15 protein-coding genes are annotated in these 19,252 nt (G+C 56.1%); 4 read left to right on the forward strand and 11 right to left on the reverse strand.

Annotated features, from left to right (window positions below; translation table 11 throughout):
* Positions 1-90 precede the first annotated feature (90 nt).
* Positions 91-1,479, forward strand: coding sequence for a glutamine synthetase (locus tag HBM95_15335; GenBank protein ID NIH44301.1), 1,389 nt, complete (start codon positions 91-93; stop codon positions 1,477-1,479).
* Positions 1,480-1,528: 49 nt separating this feature from the next.
* Here the strand turns inward: HBM95_15335 and mglC are convergent, their stop codons facing one another.
* The 7 genes from mglC to HBM95_15370 form a co-directional block, all read right to left on the reverse strand.
* The gene (mglC, locus tag HBM95_15340; GenBank protein NIH44302.1) at positions 1,529-2,539 is read right to left on the reverse strand and encodes a galactose/methyl galactoside ABC transporter permease MglC; all 1,011 of its coding nucleotides are present in this window, start codon (positions 2,537-2,539) and stop codon (positions 1,529-1,531) included.
* Positions 2,540-2,554: 15 nt separating this feature from the next.
* Positions 2,555-4,075: a galactose/methyl galactoside ABC transporter ATP-binding protein MglA gene (gene mglA, locus HBM95_15345; GenBank protein ID NIH44303.1), complete on the reverse strand. Its 1,521-nt coding sequence runs from the start codon at positions 4,073-4,075 to the stop codon at positions 2,555-2,557.
* A 79-nt stretch (positions 4,076-4,154) separates the two neighbouring features.
* Positions 4,155-5,153, reverse strand: coding sequence for a galactose/glucose ABC transporter substrate-binding protein MglB (gene mglB / locus HBM95_15350; GenBank protein NIH44304.1), 999 nt, complete (start codon positions 5,151-5,153; stop codon positions 4,155-4,157).
* Between the two features lie 295 nt (positions 5,154-5,448).
* Complete coding sequence (gene galS, locus HBM95_15355; GenBank protein ID NIH44305.1) at positions 5,449-6,471, reverse strand: HTH-type transcriptional regulator GalS; 1,023 nt, start codon at positions 6,469-6,471, stop codon at positions 5,449-5,451.
* A 155-nt stretch (positions 6,472-6,626) separates the two neighbouring features.
* Positions 6,627-7,784 carry a DUF418 family protein gene (locus HBM95_15360; protein ID NIH44306.1) on the reverse strand — a complete coding sequence of 386 codons (1,158 nt, stop codon included), beginning with the start codon at positions 7,782-7,784 and terminating at the stop codon, positions 6,627-6,629.
* A gap of 18 nt (positions 7,785-7,802) precedes the next feature.
* Positions 7,803-8,471 carry a GTP cyclohydrolase I FolE gene (gene folE, locus HBM95_15365; GenBank protein ID NIH44307.1) on the reverse strand — a complete coding sequence of 223 codons (669 nt, stop codon included), beginning with the start codon at positions 8,469-8,471 and terminating at the stop codon, positions 7,803-7,805.
* A gap of 102 nt (positions 8,472-8,573) precedes the next feature.
* A complete protein-coding gene (locus HBM95_15370) occupies positions 8,574-9,722 on the reverse strand; it encodes a YbfB/YjiJ family MFS transporter (GenBank protein ID NIH44308.1) in 1,149 nt (382 codons plus the stop codon).
* 138 nt (positions 9,723-9,860) lie between these two features.
* On the opposite strand from HBM95_15370, the gene fghA reads away from it, so the two are divergent.
* A complete protein-coding gene (gene fghA, locus HBM95_15375; protein NIH44309.1) occupies positions 9,861-10,688 on the forward strand; it encodes an S-formylglutathione hydrolase in 828 nt (275 codons plus the stop codon).
* Between the two features lie 66 nt (positions 10,689-10,754).
* On the opposite strand, the gene cirA is transcribed toward fghA, so the two are convergent.
* From cirA to HBM95_15390, 3 genes are all read right to left on the reverse strand, one after another.
* On the reverse strand, positions 10,755-12,725 hold the full coding sequence (gene cirA, locus HBM95_15380) for a catecholate siderophore receptor CirA (protein ID NIH44310.1): 1,971 nt from the start codon (positions 12,723-12,725) through the stop codon (positions 10,755-10,757).
* A 224-nt stretch (positions 12,726-12,949) separates the two neighbouring features.
* Positions 12,950-14,419 carry an amino acid permease gene (locus tag HBM95_15385; GenBank protein ID NIH44311.1) on the reverse strand — a complete coding sequence of 490 codons (1,470 nt, stop codon included), beginning with the start codon at positions 14,417-14,419 and terminating at the stop codon, positions 12,950-12,952.
* 158 nt (positions 14,420-14,577) lie between these two features.
* Complete coding sequence (locus tag HBM95_15390; GenBank protein NIH44312.1) at positions 14,578-15,444, reverse strand: LysR family transcriptional regulator; 867 nt, start codon at positions 15,442-15,444, stop codon at positions 14,578-14,580.
* Between the two features lie 97 nt (positions 15,445-15,541).
* On the opposite strand from HBM95_15390, the gene HBM95_15395 reads away from it, so the two are divergent.
* Together HBM95_15395 and nfo are read left to right on the forward strand one after the other, a co-directional pair.
* A complete protein-coding gene (locus tag HBM95_15395) occupies positions 15,542-16,588 on the forward strand; it encodes a YeiH family protein (protein ID NIH44313.1) in 1,047 nt (348 codons plus the stop codon).
* Between the two features lie 64 nt (positions 16,589-16,652).
* Complete coding sequence (gene nfo / locus HBM95_15400) at positions 16,653-17,510, forward strand: deoxyribonuclease IV (GenBank protein NIH44314.1); 858 nt, start codon at positions 16,653-16,655, stop codon at positions 17,508-17,510.
* Positions 17,511-17,556: 46 nt separating this feature from the next.
* Here the strand turns inward: nfo and fruA are convergent, their stop codons facing one another.
* A complete protein-coding gene (gene fruA, locus HBM95_15405; protein NIH44315.1) occupies positions 17,557-19,242 on the reverse strand; it encodes a PTS fructose transporter subunit IIBC in 1,686 nt (561 codons plus the stop codon).
* Positions 19,243-19,252: the final 10 nt, after the last annotated feature.

Below are 19,252 nucleotides of genomic sequence, written 5' to 3' on the forward strand. Positions count from 1 at the left end.
TGACGCTTTTTATCCCCCCTTTACGCCGCCCCCTTTATGCTGAGTTCACTGCCGCTACGGCTTCATTGAAGAATGACTATGAACTCGATAATGAATGCGTTTTTCCTGAAAAGTCTCCGTCCCTATTTTAACTTTCCCGGTTTATCGCTTCCTGGCGCACTCAATTCCGGCCTTTGGCTTGATGAAAAAATTGACGCGCTGCAGCACAACGTTTCGGTCGAAGTCGCGGATTATCTCGAACGTTACCCGCAGACGAAACATATTGACGTTTACCTGAACGATATCAACGGCATTATGCGCGGCAAGCGGCTCCCGGTAGAGAGCATGCTGGCGCTGGAAAAAGGCTGTTACTTCCCCCTCTCCGTCTACTCTATGGATCAGAAAGGAAAAATCGCCGCCCCGCTTCATGATGAACCGGACCGACTCTGCCTCCCCGTCGCCGGTTCCCTGCGCCCCTGCCCGCAGGATCCGCAGCACAACGCGCAGATCCTGCTGACGATGCAAGACAGCGACGATAAACCCTGCCCGCTGGAGCCACGAGTCATCCTGCAGAACGTCCTGTCCCGCTTCCACCAGCACGGGCTCTATCCAGTGATTGCTCCGGAAATCGAATTCTATCTGACGGGACAACGCGATCGGGATCCGCAAAATCAGGGGTGTTTTCATATGGATACCTCAACAACCCATGCGGCACTGTTTGACGAGCTGGAACAGTTGGCGCACCTTCAGCGCATCCCGCTGTCCGGGATCGTGGCGGAAGCCGAATCCGGTCAGTACGAATTAAACCTGAAGCATAGCCATCGCGTCATTGAGGTCTGCGATAACGTGCTTGCCCTGCGCCGAATGACCCGTTACGTAGCCGAAAAGCACGGCCTGCAGGCCAACTTTATGGCTAAGCCTTTCAGCCAGCTGTCCGGCAGCGGTTTACACTTCCATTTCAGCCTGAATAACAGTCGCGGCGAAAACGTTTTTGCTTCTCCGGTGAACGCGCTTAACAGCATGATGCGTTTGTGCATCGCAGGGCAGCTGGCGCTGATGCCCGCCTCTATCGCCATCCTTGCGCCGGGCGTCAACGCGTTTCGTCGCCTGCGTAAAAACCTGACGGAACCCGTCTTTAACTCCTGGGGTTATAACACCCGCTCCGCCGCATTGCGTATTCCCTGCTCGGAGGACAGCAACCGCCGCATTGAGTACCGGCTGGCCGGGGCGGATGCCAATCCCTATCTGGTCGCCGCCACGATCCTGACCGGCATGCTGTACGGGCTGGAAAATATCGACGAGGACGATTTGCCTGAACCGCAGCATGATGAACCCGCGCTGCCGCTGTTTCAGCAGGAAGCAATCGAGACATTTTCCCGCTGTCAGTACCTCACCGACAGCCTGGGTGACGCCTTTTGCGAACAGTGGGTGGCCTGTAAGCTTTCAGAGCTCGACTGGTTTGAGAGCATTGTGACCCGCGAAGAGTCACATCTGGCGTAGGGCATAAAAAAGCCCGCTCGGTGAGCGGGCCGCGTAACGCGAGGAGCAATTACTTCTTGCGCGCGTACTTCAGTGAATCCAGCGCCACCGCGAAGATAATGATGGCGCCCTTGATGATGTACTGCCAGTAAGGGTTCACGCCGATGTAGGTCAGGCCATAGTTGATGACGGTGAAGATGATCACACCGGTCACCACGCCAAGCACGGTACCCACACCGCCGCTGAACGAGACGCCGCCGACGACGCAGGCAGCAATTGCATCCAGCTCATACATGAAGCCAAGGTTGTTGGTTGCGGAGCCGATGCGGCCCGCTTCCAGCATTCCACCGAAGGCGTAGAACACACCGGACAGCGCGTAAATCATCAGCAGGTTCAGGGCAACGTTTACGCCGGAGACTTTCGCCGCTTCCGGGTTACCGCCGATTGCGAAGATGTTTTTACCAAAACGCGTTTTGTTCCACAGGATCCAGACGAACGCCACCGCAATCAGCGCATAGAAGGTGATATACGACAGGCGGAAGCTGCCCAGCGCGATAAACCCTTGCGTAAAGGTCGAGAAGCCGCTGTCAAAGCCCGAAATCGGTGACGCACCCACAAAGTCGTAGTAGAGGGAGTTGATGCCGTAAACGATGATCATCGTACCCAGGGTGGTGATAAATGGCGTCACGTTCAGGTAAGCGATGATGATACCGTTAATCAGGCCAATCACCGCCCCGATGGCGCAGACGATCAGAATCACCACGAAAATCGGCATGGTCGCCATTTCCGGGAACACCTTGTTGGCGTTTTCCATTGATTGCAGCAGGGTTGCCGCAATAACCGCCGCCAGGCCGACCTGACGGCCGGCAGACAGGTCCGTCCCCTGGGTGACGATAAGGCCCGCCACGCCCAGCGCGATGATGATACGCACGGAGGACTGGGTCAGAATGTTACTCAGGTTCAGCAGGCTTAAGAACGTAGGGTCCTGGAAAATAATAATGGCCAGCAGGACTAAAAGAACAACGTAAATACCGCCTTCTTTCAGGTAAGTGAGAAAACTTTTTTTATTTAACGCACTCATGAGGAGCCCCTGATCTTAAAGGTGCAAAGACGCAAGACGCAAAATTTCGTTTTGCGTTGTCGTTTTGGTGTCAACAATACCGGCAACGAGACCATTGCTCATAACCAGAATACGGTCCGTGATCCCTAACAGTTCCGGCATTTCGGAAGAAATAATTATGATCCCTTTATTCTTTTTGGCCAGCTCGGCAATCAGCTGATAAATTTCAAACTTCGCGCCGACGTCAATACCGCGGGTCGGTTCATCCAGCATCAGAATTTCTGGCTGGGTTAATAGCCAACGGCCGATAATGACTTTCTGCTGGTTACCGCCGGAAAGCGAACCAATTTGGGTACGGTGGCCCGGTGTTTTCACGCGCATGGAGTCAATTACCCATTGGGTATCGCTCTTCATGCGGGAGTTATCCAGCAGCCCGACTTTGTTTTTGTAATTACGGATATTAGAGATTAACGAGTTAAAGTTAATATCCAGATAAGCATAAATACCGGTCGAACGACGCTCTTCCGTCACCAGCGCAAAACCGTTATTAATGGCTTCGTTGGCATTGTGGTTGTTAATTTTCTTCCCGTGCAGCGTGATGGTGCCTTCGGCTTTCTCGCGGATGCCAAACAGGGTTTCCACAATGTCGGTACGCTTTGCCCCCACCAGGCCGGCAATGCCCAGAATTTCGCCTTTGTGCAGGTCGAAAGAAACATCGCGAATGGACGGCTGACGCAACGAGGTCAGATTGCGCACTTCCAGGATCACTTCGCCCGGCCTGTTCTCTTTGTCCGGGAAGCGCTGGTTCAGAGAGCGGCCGACCATCATGGCGATGATCTTGTCCATGTCCAGCCCTTCCAGCGGCTGCGTTGCAATCCACTGGCCATCGCGCAGGATGGTAATTTCATCGCACAGCTGGAAGATCTCTTCCATTTTATGCGAGATGTACACAATGCCGCAGCCGCGATCTTTCAGCTTACGAATAATGGTAAAAAGGTGGTTAACCTCTTTTTCCGTTAAAGACGAGGTGGGTTCGTCCATGATGACGATTTTCGCGTCGTAGGAGAACGCTTTGGCAATTTCGATCATCTGCATTTGAGAGACGGATAATGTCCCCACGCGGGCGCGCGGATCGATATCAATATCCAGCTCATCAAAAATGGCTTTGGTGTCGCGATACATTTTGTCCTGATCGACAAAGACACCTTTGGTTGGGTAACGACCCAACCACATGTTATCCATCACCGAGCGTTGCAGTACCAGATTTAATTCCTGGTGAACCATTGAGATACCGTTTTCCAGTGCTTCTTTTGCTGAATGGAAATCGATCTCTTTCCCCTGAAAAAGAATGCTGCCAGAATCTTTTTGATAGATCCCAAAAAGACATTTTAATAATGTTGATTTACCCGCACCGTTCTCTCCCATTAATGCATGAATAGAGTGAGGCCGGACTTTTAAATTAACATTATCGAGTGCCTTAACACCGGGAAATGACTTGTTAATACCGTTCATTTCCAACAAGTATTCACCGGTTGACTGAGTAGTTGTGCTGACCATAATTATACCTTGTTGGCCTCGCATATCGCGTTATAAAAGGGCGCAACAGGTTGCGCCCAGTGAAGACAATGTAGATTGCTTATTTACCGATAAACTCAGCCAGGTTGGACTGGTCTACGCCCACGTAAGGCACGCGAACGATTTTGTTGTCAATTTTCCAGCTGGTGCCATCCGCCGCGCCTTTACCATCGGCGAGGTTTTTCGCCAGATCGAAGGTCGCTTTCGCCTGGTTGTTGGCATCGTTCAGAACGGTACCGGCCATCGCGCCAGATTTAACCAGCGCCAGCGCTTCTGGCAGAGCATCCACTCCAAATACCGGGATGGAAGATTTATTGTGGGCTTTGAGCGCTTCAATTGCACCCATTGCCATCGCATCGTTGTTGGCAATGACGACTTCGATTTTGTTCGCGTTCGGGCCGGACAGCCACGCGTCCATCTTATCTTTCGCCTGAGCGGTATCCCACATCGCGGTATCTAACGCCAGCTGCTGGGTTTTCAGGCCCTTGTCGTTCAGCTCTTTGATAACGTAAGTGGTACGGGCTTCAGCATCCGGGTGGCCAGGCTCACCTTTCAGCAGCACGAACTGAATCTGACCGTCTTTGTTCAGGTCCCAGTTCGGGTTCGCCGCCCAGTGTTTCGCGATCAGATCGCCCTGAATAATGCCGGACTCTTTGGAGTCAGTACCGACGTAATACGCTTTGTCATAGCTGTCCAGCGCCTTACGGGAAGGTTCTTTGTTGAAGAAGACGATTGGCACATTCTGGCCGCGCGCTTTCTCGATAACCGTGCCTGCTGCCGCCGGGTCAACCAGGTTGATCGCCAGAGCCTTAACGCCTTTTGCCAGCAGAACGTCGATCTGATCGTTCTGTTTGGACTGGTCGTTCTGGGAGTCATTCATCAGCAGCTGTACGTCTGGCGCTGCTTTCGCATCTTTCTCAATCGCTTTACGCACAACAGACATGAAGTTGTCGTCGTATTTATAGATGGTCACACCAATACGGGTATCCGCAGCGTGCGCTGCTGCACCAAAAAGCATGCTTGCCATTACAGCAGACAGGGTCAACACCTTCTTATTCATGGTATCTCCGGTTTTTTTTATGCAGGGTAGTTCTTGTGAATAACGATCGGCAGGCAGGTGTTAATAAAACGTTACTGACAGCCGACGTTCACTTATAAAATTTCTATCTTCCGTGGTCGGTAACGCTCCAGAAATGCGTTTTATTCGTTGTTTGCGGCACATTGGCTATAGTGAAAGTGAATAATCACCGTTACATAGCGTTTCAGCCCCTAAAACGCTGACATCATAGTCAGCGCCTTGTTAAGATACTGTGAATTTACTCACAGATTGAAAACGGTTACATCACCTGATGTAATCAGTTAGTGATCGGAACCACAATTTGCCGGGCCGCGACGGAATGACGACGCACCAGCGTCGGCATGAAGCAGTGCGTTGCCCCTGGATCCAGCAGCCCTGCCGCTCCCTGTAGCGCCAGCTCGGTCGCCAGTTTCGCCATAGAAGCAATGGGATAGCGCACCGTGGTGAGCTGCGGGTCGGTGTAACGGGCAATCGGAATATCATCGAAACCAATCAATGACAAATGCTGTGGCACCGCAATGCCGTTATCCTTCAGCGCAGTCAGCGCGCCCGCGGCCATGCTGTCGTTATAGGCAAACACCGCGGAAAGCTGCAGATTTCGGCCCAGCAATTCCACCATTGCCGCTTCACCGCCCTGCATGTCCGGCGTTCCGGTGCCGATCCAGCTTTCTGATGGCGTAATGCCGTGCTCTTTCAGGGCGTTTTGCCACCCCTCACGCCGCAATGCGTCATCTTCAATTTGATGGCTGGACGCCAGATAGCCGATCCGCTGATGGCCGTTATTGATCAGCATTTTGGTGGCCATCATGGCGCCGCTGACGTTATCCAGCCCGACACAGCGATGGGCATAGCCCGGGACGATGCGGTTGATCAGTACCATACCCGGGATCTGCTCCATAAACCCGGCCAGCTCTTCATCGCTTAAGGCTTTTGAGTGAACAATCAGAGCGTTGCAGCGCTGGCGGATCAGCACTTCAATCGCATAACGCTCCTTTTCCGCCTCGTGATAGCTGTTGCCAATCAGCACATATTTCTGATGCTGCTGGGCGACCACATCGACCGCTTTTACCAGCGCACCGAAAAAGGCGTCCGAGACATCCATCACCACCACGCCGATGGTATCGCTGACCTGCGTTGCAAGCGCCTGGGCATTGGCATTTGGTCGGTATCCGAGCTGGGTCACGGCTTTCATTACGGTTTCACGGGTTTCAGGGCTGACCAGCGCGCTGTTGTTCAGCACGCGGGAGACGGTAGCCACAGAAACGCCCGCCAGACGGGCGACGTCACGAATGGTGATCATATTCACCATCCTTCAAAGGATTGCAGCAACTCACAGACACCCCCTGTGTTTAGCAAGGTGGCTATTTTGGCAGCGAGCGAAAGGGGACTACGTGAAGAAGGTCACACTCATGAAAACGCTTACATCCGTTTTGTTAATGATTGTGATCCAGATCGTTATCTGGATGTATTATTCAATGATACCCCTGAAGCATGTGCGGTTAACTGACGCCACACCCACTCCAGCGGCCCCTGGCGGAAATAACGCAGCCAGATAACAGAAAACGCCAGGTTAACCACCCAGACCGGAATAACAAACGCCAGCAGCCCGAGGCGGTCGAATTTCATAAACAGGCCAAAGCGATAGAAAAGCGTGGTGCAGAGCAGCGTTTGCAGGAGGTAATTGCTTAACGCCATACGGCCTACGCAGGCCACGGCGCTGACGATCCACAGACGAGAGAGCTGCGGCCAGAAACCATAGATCAGCGCCGCATAGCCGATGGTCTGGAACGGCGCGCTGAGCTCACGCGGCACCTGGAGCAGAAACGCGCACCAGCGGTAATCCCAGTGGAGGTGCCACTGCGCAATCACCGCCGGAAGATTAATCAGCACGCCGATCAGAACCAGCCCCGCCCCGGTGCGGCGGTAGTGACGCAGGCTAAACTCCCCTTTCAGCCAGCCGGTGCGCATCAGTGACGCCCCCATCAGCATCATGCCCGCCAGCTGCCAGCCATATTGCGCCCCTAGGGCAAGCAGATTGTCGCCCAGCATATCCGCGCGGTTGCTTATCGCTTCCGTACCGCCTTTCAGCTTCCAGTACTGTTCGTACTGCAGGTTAGCGGCATCCGGGATCCAGGAACGGTTTGTCGCATCACCGGAGATCAGCCCCAGCAAAAACAGAACGCAGAGCCCCATGAGATAAAGCATCACGCCGGTGTTAAACAGGCTTTTCACGCTGTGCGCATCGCGAATGAGCCGCCAGCAGATCAGCCCGACTAACCCATAAGCGAGAAGAATATCACCATCCCAGAAGAACAGGCCGTGGATAAACCCGAGGATGACCAGCAGCGTTAAGCGCGACTGGATCCAGCGCGTGCCGCGTTTGAGCAGAAGCTGCAGGCCCGCGCCGAACAGCAGCGCAAAAAGCGTGAGGAATTTAACCTGGGCAAACAGATCGAGGAGCGCCCACGTCCAGGCATCGCTTCGGGTGATGTCGCCGTACCAGGCGGGATTGAGGTAAGCGGCCTTCGGCAGACCGAAGGCGCTGATGTTCAGCAGCAGGATACCCAGTATGGCGACGCCGCGGACAAAATCGAGCGTGACGTTTCGCTCCATGGTCCCTGCCCTGTTTGATTAGTTGTGGTGACGCACGGCGCGCAGGAACTCCTGGCGGGTGTTCTGGCTCGATTTAAACAGGCCGCCCAGCGAGGTGGTGGTGGTCGCACTGGTCGCATCACGCACGCCGCGGGCTTTCACGCAGTAATGAACCGCGTCAATGGAGACCGCCACGTTATTGGTACCCAGCAGCGTTTGCAGCGCGATCAGGATCTGCTGCGTCAGACGCTCCTGAACCTGCGGGCGCTGCGCGAAGAACTGCACAATACGGTTGATCTTCGACAGGCCAATCACCGTGTCTTTCGGGATATACGCCACGGTCGCTTTGCCGTCGATGGTCACGAAATGGTGCTCGCAGGTGCTGGTCAGGGTGATATCCCGTACTGTGACCATCTCGTCCACCTTCATCTTGTTTTCGATGACGGTAATTTTCGGGAAGTTGGCGTAATCCAGTCCGGAGAAAATTTCGTCAACGTACATTTTCGCGATACGCTTAGGCGTTTCCATCAGGCTGTCATCGCTCAGATCGAGATTCAGCAGTTGCATGATCTCGGTCATATGCCCGGAAATCAGTTTCTTACGGGTTTCATTGTCCATATCCTGAACCGGCGGACGCAGTGGCGTTTCAAGACCGCGCGCGAGCAGGGCTTCGTGGACCAGGGCAGCTTCTTTACTGAGTGATGACATTTTGTTCTCCTGCAGGTGTGGCGTCTTTTGCCCTCGTTGTGGCAAAAGTATGCGCTCATTGTGCGTGAGGCGACGCACATAATCCAGTATTCACGACGATAATTATTGCAATTGCTGTTGCCTTTCAGCGTGGCGATTCCAGACCAGGGCACCGGCGACAAACAGCGCAACGCCCGCCAGCCCCAGCGCAGGCTCCAGCCGGTGGGTTAGCCAGGTCGATACCGCCGAGGTCACCGGACCAATCAATTGCCCGATGGCATACCCGGTGGTGAGCAGCCCCGCCATATAGCGCGTGTGGTGCGGTGCCAGCTCGCGGCCGTATAAAAGTGAGAGCTGCACCGCGCAGAGGAACCCGCCTCCCACCAGCAGCCCGCCCGTCAGCAAGCCGCCAATGCCCGGCAGCAGCCAGGCCGCCAGCACGCCAGCTCCCTGTAACCACAGCACGATGGCCAGCCTGCGGTTAGCCGTTGAGGTGTGGCGCAAAAGAATGCTGAGCGCAATCCCCACCACGGCGGCGGCACCAAAAATTGGCCAGACAAACTGGGCAAACAGGCTGCCGGGAAAGCGCACTGCCGCCATTTGCGAAAGGAAGGTCGCCGGGAGGATATAGCCAAATCCCGCCAGGCTGTAGCTCCAGACCAGGCGCCTTAAATCCGTCGTCAGCACCAGCGGCTCTGGCGCGGTGCCGGGTCGATGAAGCTGCCCGGATCGCGGCAGATAGCGCGCCACCAGCGCAACCAGTACCAGTGCCAGCACGCCGTAGATTTGCCATGCCGCACCGGCCGAAAGGGATTTCGCCTGAATATAAACCGCGAGCAGGCCGCTCAGGGCGATACCAGCTCCGGGCCCGGCAAAAACAGCCGCACTAAGCCCGGGTTTACCCAGTTGTCCCAGCCGCTCGTTGGTCCAGGCAGCAATCAGCACCATTGACCAGCCGCTCATGCAGCCAATCACAAAGCGCAGCAGGCCGTGCACGACGGCGTTATCAGCCGCGGCGGAGAGCAGGGTCAACGCAACCGCGCCGGTGATGCCAAGCCAGAGTCGCGTTTCAACAAAGCGGTGCGCGCGCATGGCATCCCATGCGCCCACCAGATAGCCCAGATAATTCATCGCCGCCACCAGGCCCGCGCTGGTCAGCGTGAGTTGCCCGGCGGCAATCATCAGCGGCACCTGAGGGGTAAAGGCAAAGCGCCCTATCCCCATCGCCACCACCAGAACGACAAACCCACTAAGCGCAATACGCAGCGCCATGACCGCTCCAATTGTTAAAGAAAAGTAAATTTATGATGCAGCATCTCGCCGTTCCGCGAAAGTGAAAGTTGCTCACAGGTAAATGAAAACGCTGTATTATGGCTCTAATGAATAGCTATTCTCATTAAGGAGCCCTGCATGGAACTGCTCGAAGAGCACCGTTGTTTTGAAGGTCGACAGCAGCGCTGGCGGCACGACTCCACCACGCTGAACTGCACCATGACGTTCAGCATTTTCCTGCCGCCGACGGAAAATCCGCCGGTTCTGTTCTGGCTGTCAGGCCTGACCTGCAACGACGAAAACTTCACCACCAAAGCGGGCGCGCAGCGTATTGCCGCCGAGCTGGGCATTGCGCTGGTGATGGCTGATACCAGCCCGCGCGGCGATGATGTGGCGGACGATGCCGGGTACGATTTAGGTAAAGGCGCCGGATTTTATCTCAACGCCACCGAACAGCCGTGGGCGAGCCATTACCGCATGTACGACTACATTCGCGACGAGCTGCCTGCGCTGATTAAGGCTGAATTTGCGGTAAGCGACCGCTGCGCCATCAGCGGACACTCCATGGGCGGACACGGGGCGCTCATCATGGCGCTGAAAAACCCGGGGAAATACGTCAGCGTCTCTGCGTTCGCGCCGATTGTGAACCCAACGCAGGTGCCGTGGGGACAAAAAGCTTTCACACACTATCTGGGTGAGGATGCCGAGAAATGGCAGGAATGGGACAGCTGCGCGCTGATGCTGGCAAGCGATTCGGCGAGCGCGATCCCGATGCTTATCGATCAGGGCAATGCGGATCAGTTCCTCGCCGGACAGCTACAGCCTGCGGTGTTGGCTGAGGCGGCACGCCAGAAGGACTGGCCGCTGACGCTGCGCATTCAGCCGGGATACGATCACAGCTATTACTTTATGGCGTCCTTTATCGAGGATCATCTCCGCTTCCATGCGGAGCATTTGTTTGGGTAAGTGCGCGTCATTGCCGGGTGGCGGCTTCGCCTTACCCGGCCTACGTTCGCTTTTACCCTCGTCGCATCAGAACTTATAATCCACGCCCACAAAGTAGCGACGGCCATCTTCCGTGTAGCTGTAATCGTCACGGCTCAGGTCTTTATCCAGCAGGTTCTGCACGCCCGCGCGCAGCTTCACGCTTTTCGTCGCCTGCCACGCCGCGCCGGTGTTCCAGATGACATAGCCACCCGGCGTTGGTGCACTGCTGGTCAGCGCGCGCTTCTCGCCGGTGTAATTGCCCTGAACATAGAACGACCAGTCCTGCGTCGCCTTCCAGTCAACGGTCCCGTTAGCCGTATGGAACGGCAGCTCGGACAGTGGTTTGTTGCCGCCGTTGCTGATATCGCGACCGTCGTTATAGGTGTAGTTCAGCGTCACTTTCCAGTCTTCCGCCAGCGGGAACTTCACTTCGGTCTCCACCCCACGGATGCGCGCCTTGTTGACGTTGTAATAGCGGAAAATCGGTTCGCCGTCCGCGTTCAGACCAACGTAGTTAGGGTAGCTCTGCGCCTGTTTTGCATTCGCCGTACGGCTGATGCTGATGCGGTCATCCACGTTATTCTGGAAGGTGGTGACACTGGCCTGCACGCCCTCTAACCAGCCCTCTTCCCCGCTGTAGTACAGACCGAACTCGAAGCTCTCGCTGGTTTCCGGCTTCAGATCCGGGTTACCGACAATCTCACAGGCGCCGCGGCACGAGCCGGTGACCCAGTCCGGGCTCAGCTGCAGCAGCGACGGCGCTTTAAACGCGGTTGCCCAGCCCCCTTTCACCGTCACGGTATCCGTCGCGTTATAGACCAGATAGGCTCGCGGACTCCAGTGATCGCCGTAGGTATCATGGTCATCCATACGGATGCCGGTGGTCAGCGCCAGCGGCTCAAAGATACGCCATTCGTCTTCGAGGAACAGCGCATACTGGCTTGTTGACGTACTGCTGCTGGAGCCCCCCGTCAGGTTGACCGGATCTTTCAGCTTATCGTGACGCCATTCGCCGCCAAAGGTCAGCAGCTGATTAATATCGCCCAGCGGCAGCACGTATTTCCCGTCTACCGCGTTGCTCTCGGAGGTGATGGGATTGCTGTTGCCCGGGTTTTTGTTATCCACCTTCTCACCGTAAACTTTCAGCTCGCTGTTGCCGACGCCCCAGCGGCCGTTATGGCTGAGAGAGTAGTTCTGACGCTCAAGGCGGTTTTTGTCGAGGGAGTCTGAATCGCGATCCTGGCGGTCAAAGCCGTAGCCCGCAGTGAAGTCGTGGTTTTCTGTTGGCGTCCAGGCGAATTCCACGTTGGCATCACGGCTGGTGAAGCCCTCAATGCGCGGCGTTTCACCGCTCGCCGTGGTGGAGGATTTCTGCTGCCCGTCTTTCTCACGCTTCGCGAGGCTACCGTAGGCTTTCAGGCCCAGCAGGCCGTCCACCAGCGGACCGCTGGTATAAAACTGACCGTTATACGTGTCGCCACGATCGCGGTGTTCCTGAAGGGTAGAATCCGCGCTCAGGGTGCCCGTCCACTTCTGGCCGATTTTTTTGGTGATAATGTTCACCACGCCGCCGAGAGCATCAGAGCCGTAGAGAGAAGACATCGGTCCGCGGACCACTTCGATGCGTTCGATGGCGTCAACTGGCACCCAGTTAAGGTCGAAATCGTTATGGCGGAAGACCGCGTTGCGTGAGTTTACGCGCTTGCCGTCGATCAGGATGAGCGTGTAGCTGCTGTCCAGACCGCGAATACTTACCCCTTTACGGTTGTCCCCTTCGCTCGTGAGCTGTACGCCCGGCACATCCCGTAACACATCTTTCAGGTTCTGAACGGGTTTGCGCTGCAAATCTTCCTGGGTAATCACGCTGATACTTGCCGGTGCGTCTTTCAGGTTTTGCTCGGTCGCGGAGGCCGTTACAACCATTGTGTCGCCAGATTCCGCTGCGATGACAGGCAGTGCCAGGGACATTGCGGACGCGCATAGTCCTCCCCTGACGACGGGATTCAACCTAAACATTCCATATCTCCATGAGGTAAATACAACTCAATCAAAAATCATCGCTCACAGTGCCTTGTTGTCCGCCCACATCTGCGGTGGGTCGGTAGCACGCTTATTTTTTGATAACGATAAAGCAAACGATAATTATTATCAATTAAATTGTTAAAAATTATATCTGCCGTTCATACTGTGGAGATAAAAAAGCCCGCTCAAGTGAGCGGGCTGAAAGAGAGGAGGCGCGGTTATTGTTTAAATCGTTCCGGGAAATCCATTTCACTGTAGCGAACGAAGCGGGTTCCTTTCGTCAGTTTGTAGCCGAACCAGATGACCAGGAACAGCGGAATACCAATATAGGTGGCCGTGACGGCACCCCAGTCAATGGTGTCCGCAAGGAAAGCTTCATAGTTCTGTCCCAGGGTAATAATCAGGCACAGAATGAAGGCAAAAATCGGCCCCAGCGGGAAGAAGCCAGAACGGTACGGGAGGTTATTCAGGTCGTGACCCTGCATAACGTAGCCACGGCGGAAACGGTAGTGGCTGATGGCAATGCCCAGCCAGGCGATAAAGCCCGTCATGCCGGAGGTATTAAGCAGCCACAGGTACACGGTCTGGTTGCCGAACATAGAGGTCAGGAAGCAGAGGCCCGCAATGACCGTGGTGGCATACAGCGCGTTACGCGGCACGCCACCGCGGGACAGTTTCGAGAAAATACGCGGCGCTTTACCGTCGCAGGCCAGGGTGTAAAGCATACGGGTGGACGCGTACATACCGGAATTACCCGCCGACAGCACCGCCGTCAGGATTACCGCGTTCATTACCGCCGCCGCAGAAAGCAGGCCAGCGTGCTGGAAGACCAGGGTGAAAGGGCTGACGCTGATGTCTTTGACGTCATTACGCAGCAGGCTTGGATCGGTATACGGAATGATCAGGCTGATAATCAAAATAGCGAACACGTAGAACAGCAGAATACGCCAGAACACCTGACGCACCGCGCGCGGAATGTTCTTCTCCGGGTTTTCGGATTCACCTGCCGCGATACCAATCAGCTCCGTTCCCTGGAAGGAGAAGCCGACAATCATCGCCACGCCAATCATCGCCGAGAAGCCCCCGGCAAACGGCGCATCGCCTATCGTCCAGTTGCTCCAGCCCGCAGGTTCAGCCCCTTTGAAAATCCCCACGATCATCGCCACACCGACGACGATAAAGATGATGACGGTTGCCACTTTGATCAAAGAGAACCAGTATTCCGCTTCGCCGAAACCGCGCACGGAGATGTAGTTCAGCAGGAAGATAACGGCCAGGAACAGGGCGCTCCAGATCCAGCCCGGCGTGTCCGGGAACCACCAGGTCATCACCAGCTGTGCGGCAACGAGGTCAACGGCGATAGTGACGGCCCAGTTGTACCAGTAGTTCCAGCCCAGCGCGAAGCCGAAGCCTTCCTCAACGTATTTTTGTCCGTAGGTCGAAAACGAACCTGACACCGGCATGTACGCTGCCAGTTCGCCCAGACTGGTCATCAGGAAATAGACCATCAGGCCAATCAGGATATAAGAGAATAATGCCCCACCCGGGCCGGCTGCCGAAATCGTTGCGCCAGAGGCAACGAAAAGACCTGTACCGATGGAGCCGCCAATGGCGATCATCGTCAGGTGACGCGCCTTGAGTTCACGACGTAGCGTGGGCGCTTCTGTGGTTTTAGTTTCTGAAACCATGTGAAAATGCTGTCCATTTAATAAATGAGGCGCGATTGTAGCAGACGATCTCCGTTCCTTCCGGCAGAAATACCCTGTTATAAGAGAGCTTCATGACTCGGCCAGGATTATAAGTAACGCATTATTTTTCCCTCTCCCATTTGGGGTGAGGGGCGCTTTTACATTTCGCAGTAGCGCAGAAAACGCTGCAACGAGCTGGAAAGGTGTTTCTGACGATGGTGGATGCACCATAGCGTGCGCACCAGTTTCGGGAGCGGAATGGGAATTTCCACGAGCGATCCGGTCTCCAGCTGTTCGGCAATCACCCGCCGGGAAAGACAACTGATGCCCAGGCCATGACGCACCGCGTGCTTGATTGCCTCTGAGTTTCCCAGCTCCATTCCCAGCTGGAAATGCGGCAGATGCGACAGCAGCAGGTAGTCGACAATCTCACGCGTACCGGAGCCCTGCTCTCGGAGGATCCACTGCGCCTGCGCCAGCCGCTCCAGCGTCACCTCGCCCTGCAATAACGACGAGGCCGGAGACGCAAAGACCACCAGCTCGTCTTCCAGCCAGGGCTCGGCAATGATATCGACGTTATGGCAAGGGCCTTCGATAAGACCGATATCCACGCGGAAATCGATCACCGCGTTGATCACGTCCTGGCTGTTGCCCACGCTCATCTCCAGCGGCAGAGTCGGGAAATCCCGACGGTAGCGCGCTATCACTTCCGGCAGGATATAGTTTCCGATGGTGCTGCTGGCAAACACGCGGATCGCGCCGTTGTCTTCGCGGAACAGCTGTTCGATTTCGATAGCCTGCTCCAGCAGCGCCAGCGCGCGCGGGTAAAGCAGGCGGCCATGTTCGTTGACCACCAGACGCTTCCCTACCCTGTCGAACAGCTGAACGCCCAGCTGCCCTTCAAGATCGGTCAACGCCGCGCTGACCGCAGACTGCGAGAGCGCCAGCATTTGTGACGCCTGGGTCGTCGAGCCGCTTTTTAGCACCTCGGCAAACACTTCCAGCTGACGCAATGTAATGTGCATGTTTGCTTACCACTTATATAGATTAATTATAAGTATATAATCAATTTTATTTTTAAGCCAGAGCGCCGTAACCTTTAGCCAGACAAAGGAGAAGGTTATGTCAGAAATCACCTTGCAACATCATCGTACAGTGTGGCACTTCGTGCCGGGTCTCGCGCTCAGCGCAGCAGTGACCGCCGTAGCATTATGGGGCGGTAGCATCCCGGCTATCGCAGGCGCAGGTTTTAGCGCGTTGACGCTGGCCATTTTGCTGGGCATGGTCGTGGGTAATACCGTTTACCCGCATATCTGGAAATCCTGCGACGGCGGCGTGATCTTTGCCAAACAGCACCTGCTGCGCCTCGGGATCATTCTTTACGGCTTCCGCCTCACCTTTTCGCAAATTGCGGACGTGGGTGTGAGCGGAATTGCCATCGACGTCCTGACCCTGACCAGCACCTTTTTACTGGCGTGCTTTATCGGTCAGAAGATCTTCGGCCTGGACAAGCAAACCAGCTGGCTGATCGGCGCAGGCAGCAGCATCTGCGGTGCGGCGGCAGTGCTCGCGACGGAGCCGGTCGTAAAAGCCGAAGCCAGTAAAGTAACGGTCGCCGTCGCGACGGTGGTTATCTTCGGTACGCTGGCGATCTTCCTTTACCCCGCGATGTATCCGCTGGTGGCGCACTGGTTTAGCCCGGAAACCTACGGCATCTATATCGGTTCGACCATGCACGAAGTAGCGCAGGTGGTGGCGGCAGGTCATGCCATCAATCCGGAAGCGGAAAATGCGGCGGTGATTGCCAAAATGCTGCGCGTGATGATGCTGGCGCCGTTCCTGATTTTCCTGGCCGCGCGAGTTAAACAGCTAGCCCCGGCTGGCGGCAGCGAGAAAAGCAAAATCACCATTCCGTGGTTTGCGATCCTGTTCATCGTGGTTGTCATCTTTAATTCCTTCCACCTGCTGCCGAAAGCGGTGGTGGAGATGCTGGTGACGCTGGATACGGTGCTGCTGGCGATGGCGATGGCGGCGCTAGGGGTGACCACCCACGTCAGCGCGCTGAAAAAAGCTGGTGCGAAGCCGCTGCTGATGGCGCTGGTGCTCTTCATCTGGCTGATTGTGGGCGGCGGTGCGATTAACCTCGCCGTACACAGCCTGATGGCATAAACCATCTCGTCCTTCTCCTGTTAACCCGCTATCATAAGCGTTTCGGGTTAGCAGGAGTCTTTTTATGAAATATGTTGGAGCGCACGTCAGCGCTGCCGGTGGCCTTGCGAATGCCGCCATTCGCGCCGCCGAAATCGAGGCGACCGCTTTCGCCCTGTTCACCAAAAACCAGCGCCAGTGGCGCGCCGCGCCGCTCACCGCCGACGTGATTGACGACTTCAAAGCCGCCTGTGAGAAATACTGCTACGGGCCGGGCCAGATCCTTCCCCACGACAGCTATCTGATTAACCTCGGGCATCCGGTTCAGGAAGCGCTGGAAAAATCCCGAGAGGCGTTTCTCGATGAAGTGCAGCGCTGCGAACAGCTCGGGCTGACGCTGCTGAACTTCCATCCGGGTAGTCATCTGATGCAAATAGATGAAGACGCCTGTCTGGCGCGCATTGCCGAATCCATCAACATGACGCTGGATAAAACCAAAGGCGTGACGGCAGTGATTGAAAACACCGCCGGTCAGGGCAGCAACCTCGGCTTCAGGTTTGAGCATCTCGCGGCGATTATTGACGGCGTGGAAGATAAATCCCGCGTGGGCGTGTGCATTGATACCTGCCACGCGTTTGCAGCTGGCTACGACCTGCGCACCACCGAGGCGACGAAAAACACGTTTGATGAATTTGAGCGAATAGTCGGCTTTAAGTACCTGCGCGGGATGCACCTGAACGATGCGAAAAGCGCGTTCGGCAGCCGCGTTGACCGTCACCACAGCCTGGGTGAAGGCAATATCGGCCACGATGCGTTTCGCTTTATCATGCAGGACGCTCGCTTCGACGGTATTCCGATGGTGCTGGAAACCATCAATCCGGATATCTGGGCGGAAGAGATTGCCTGGCTGAAGGCCCAGCAAACCGCTGAACAGGCGGCATAAAAAAAGCCGGGTTGCGTTAGCACCCGGCTTTTTTATTGCTTACCGCTTAAGCTGCTTTTGCCACAACTTCCGCTTCCGGACGTTTCAGCACCGCGTAAGACAGACCCGCCACCAGCGTACCGGCAATAATCGCCAGCAGATAACCCAGGACCGGGGTGATGGCGCCAGGGATCAGCAGGACGAACAGACCGCCGTGCGGAGCCATCAGCTTCGCGCCAATCGCCATGGAGATGGCACCCGTTACCGCGCCGCCGACGATACAGCACGGCAGAACACGCATCGGGTCACGCGCCGCGAACGGAATCGCGCCTTCGGTGATGAAGCATAGGCCCAGCACCAGCGCCGCTTTGCCACCTTCCTGCTGCGCTTTGTCGAACTTACGACGGGCAATAATCGTCGCCAGGCCGAGCGCCAGCGGTGGCACCATACCAGCCGCCATGATCGCCGCCATCGGCGCGTAGGTCTGGGTACTCAGCAGGCCAACGCCAAACGCGTACGCCGCTTTGTTCACCGGACCACCCATGTCGGTACACATCATGCCGCCGAGGATCGCGCCCAACAGCACCGCGTTCGCCGTACCCATGGTTTGCAGCCAGTGGGTCAGACCCGCAAGGATGCCCGCAACCGGCTTACCAATCAGGTAAATCATCGCCAGACCGACCACCAGGCTGGAGATCAGCGGAATGATCAGAATTGGCTTCAGCGCTTCCATACTCTGCGGCAGCTTCAGCTTCGAGCTAATCAGCTTCGCAACGTAACCGGCGAGGAAACCGGCGATGATACCGCCGATAAAGCCAGAGCCGGTGCTCACCGCCAGCATACCGCCGATAAGACCCGGGGTCAGACCCGGACGGTCAGCAATAGAGAAGGCGATAAAGCCTGCCAGCACCGGCACCATCAGCGCGAACGCGGAGCCGCCGCCAATCTGCATTAACGCTGCCGCCAGCGTGCCCTGCTCTTTAAACGCTTCAATACCGAAGGCGAAGGAGAGCGCAATACACAGGCCGCCAGCCACCACCATCGGCAGCATGTAGGAGACGCCGGTCAGCAGGTGACGGTATGCGCCCGCAGACTCTTTTTTCCCTTCGGTCGGGGTTTTGGCTGCGCCAGTGGCCTGATACGGTTTGGCTTCTGCCAGTGCCTTATCAAATTCCTGCGCGGTCTTTTTCAGCGCCAGGCCGGTAGAGGTGCGGTACATCGGCTTGCCGGCAAACTTCGCCAGATCCACTTCAATATCTGCCGCCACAATCACCAGATCGGCCTCAGCGACCTCTTCCGGCGTAATGGCATTGCCCGCACCCACGGAGCCACGAGTTTCAACCTTCACCCACCAGCCGCGTTTTTTCGCTTCGGTTTCAATGGCTTCAGCCGCCATAAAGGTGTGCGCCACGCCCGTCGGGCAGGCCGTGACCGCAACAACGCGTTTCGGCCCCGATGCCGTAGCCGGAGCCGCCGCGACCGGCGCGCTGTAGACGGTCGCGTGACCTTTCGCTTCGCTCAGGAACAGTTCCGGGTGTGCCACCGCGCGATTAATATCGCCCAGCCACACTTTTTTGCCGTTCAGGGCGCTGTCAGCGGGGATTTTATCGCCCAGGACAATCGCCAGCTCTGCATCGCCTGGGTTATCAATGATGTCCAGGTGTGCTTTTTGTGCCGCCGCGCCCAGCAGGGTCTTCGCCATGTAGGCGCGAGCCTGTCCGAGACCGGAGTCAATGATCAGCAGCGTTTTCATTATTCCTCTC

Source organism: Enterobacter asburiae (assembly GCA_011754535.1).
GTDB lineage: Bacteria > Pseudomonadota > Gammaproteobacteria > Enterobacterales > Enterobacteriaceae > Enterobacter > Enterobacter cloacae_N.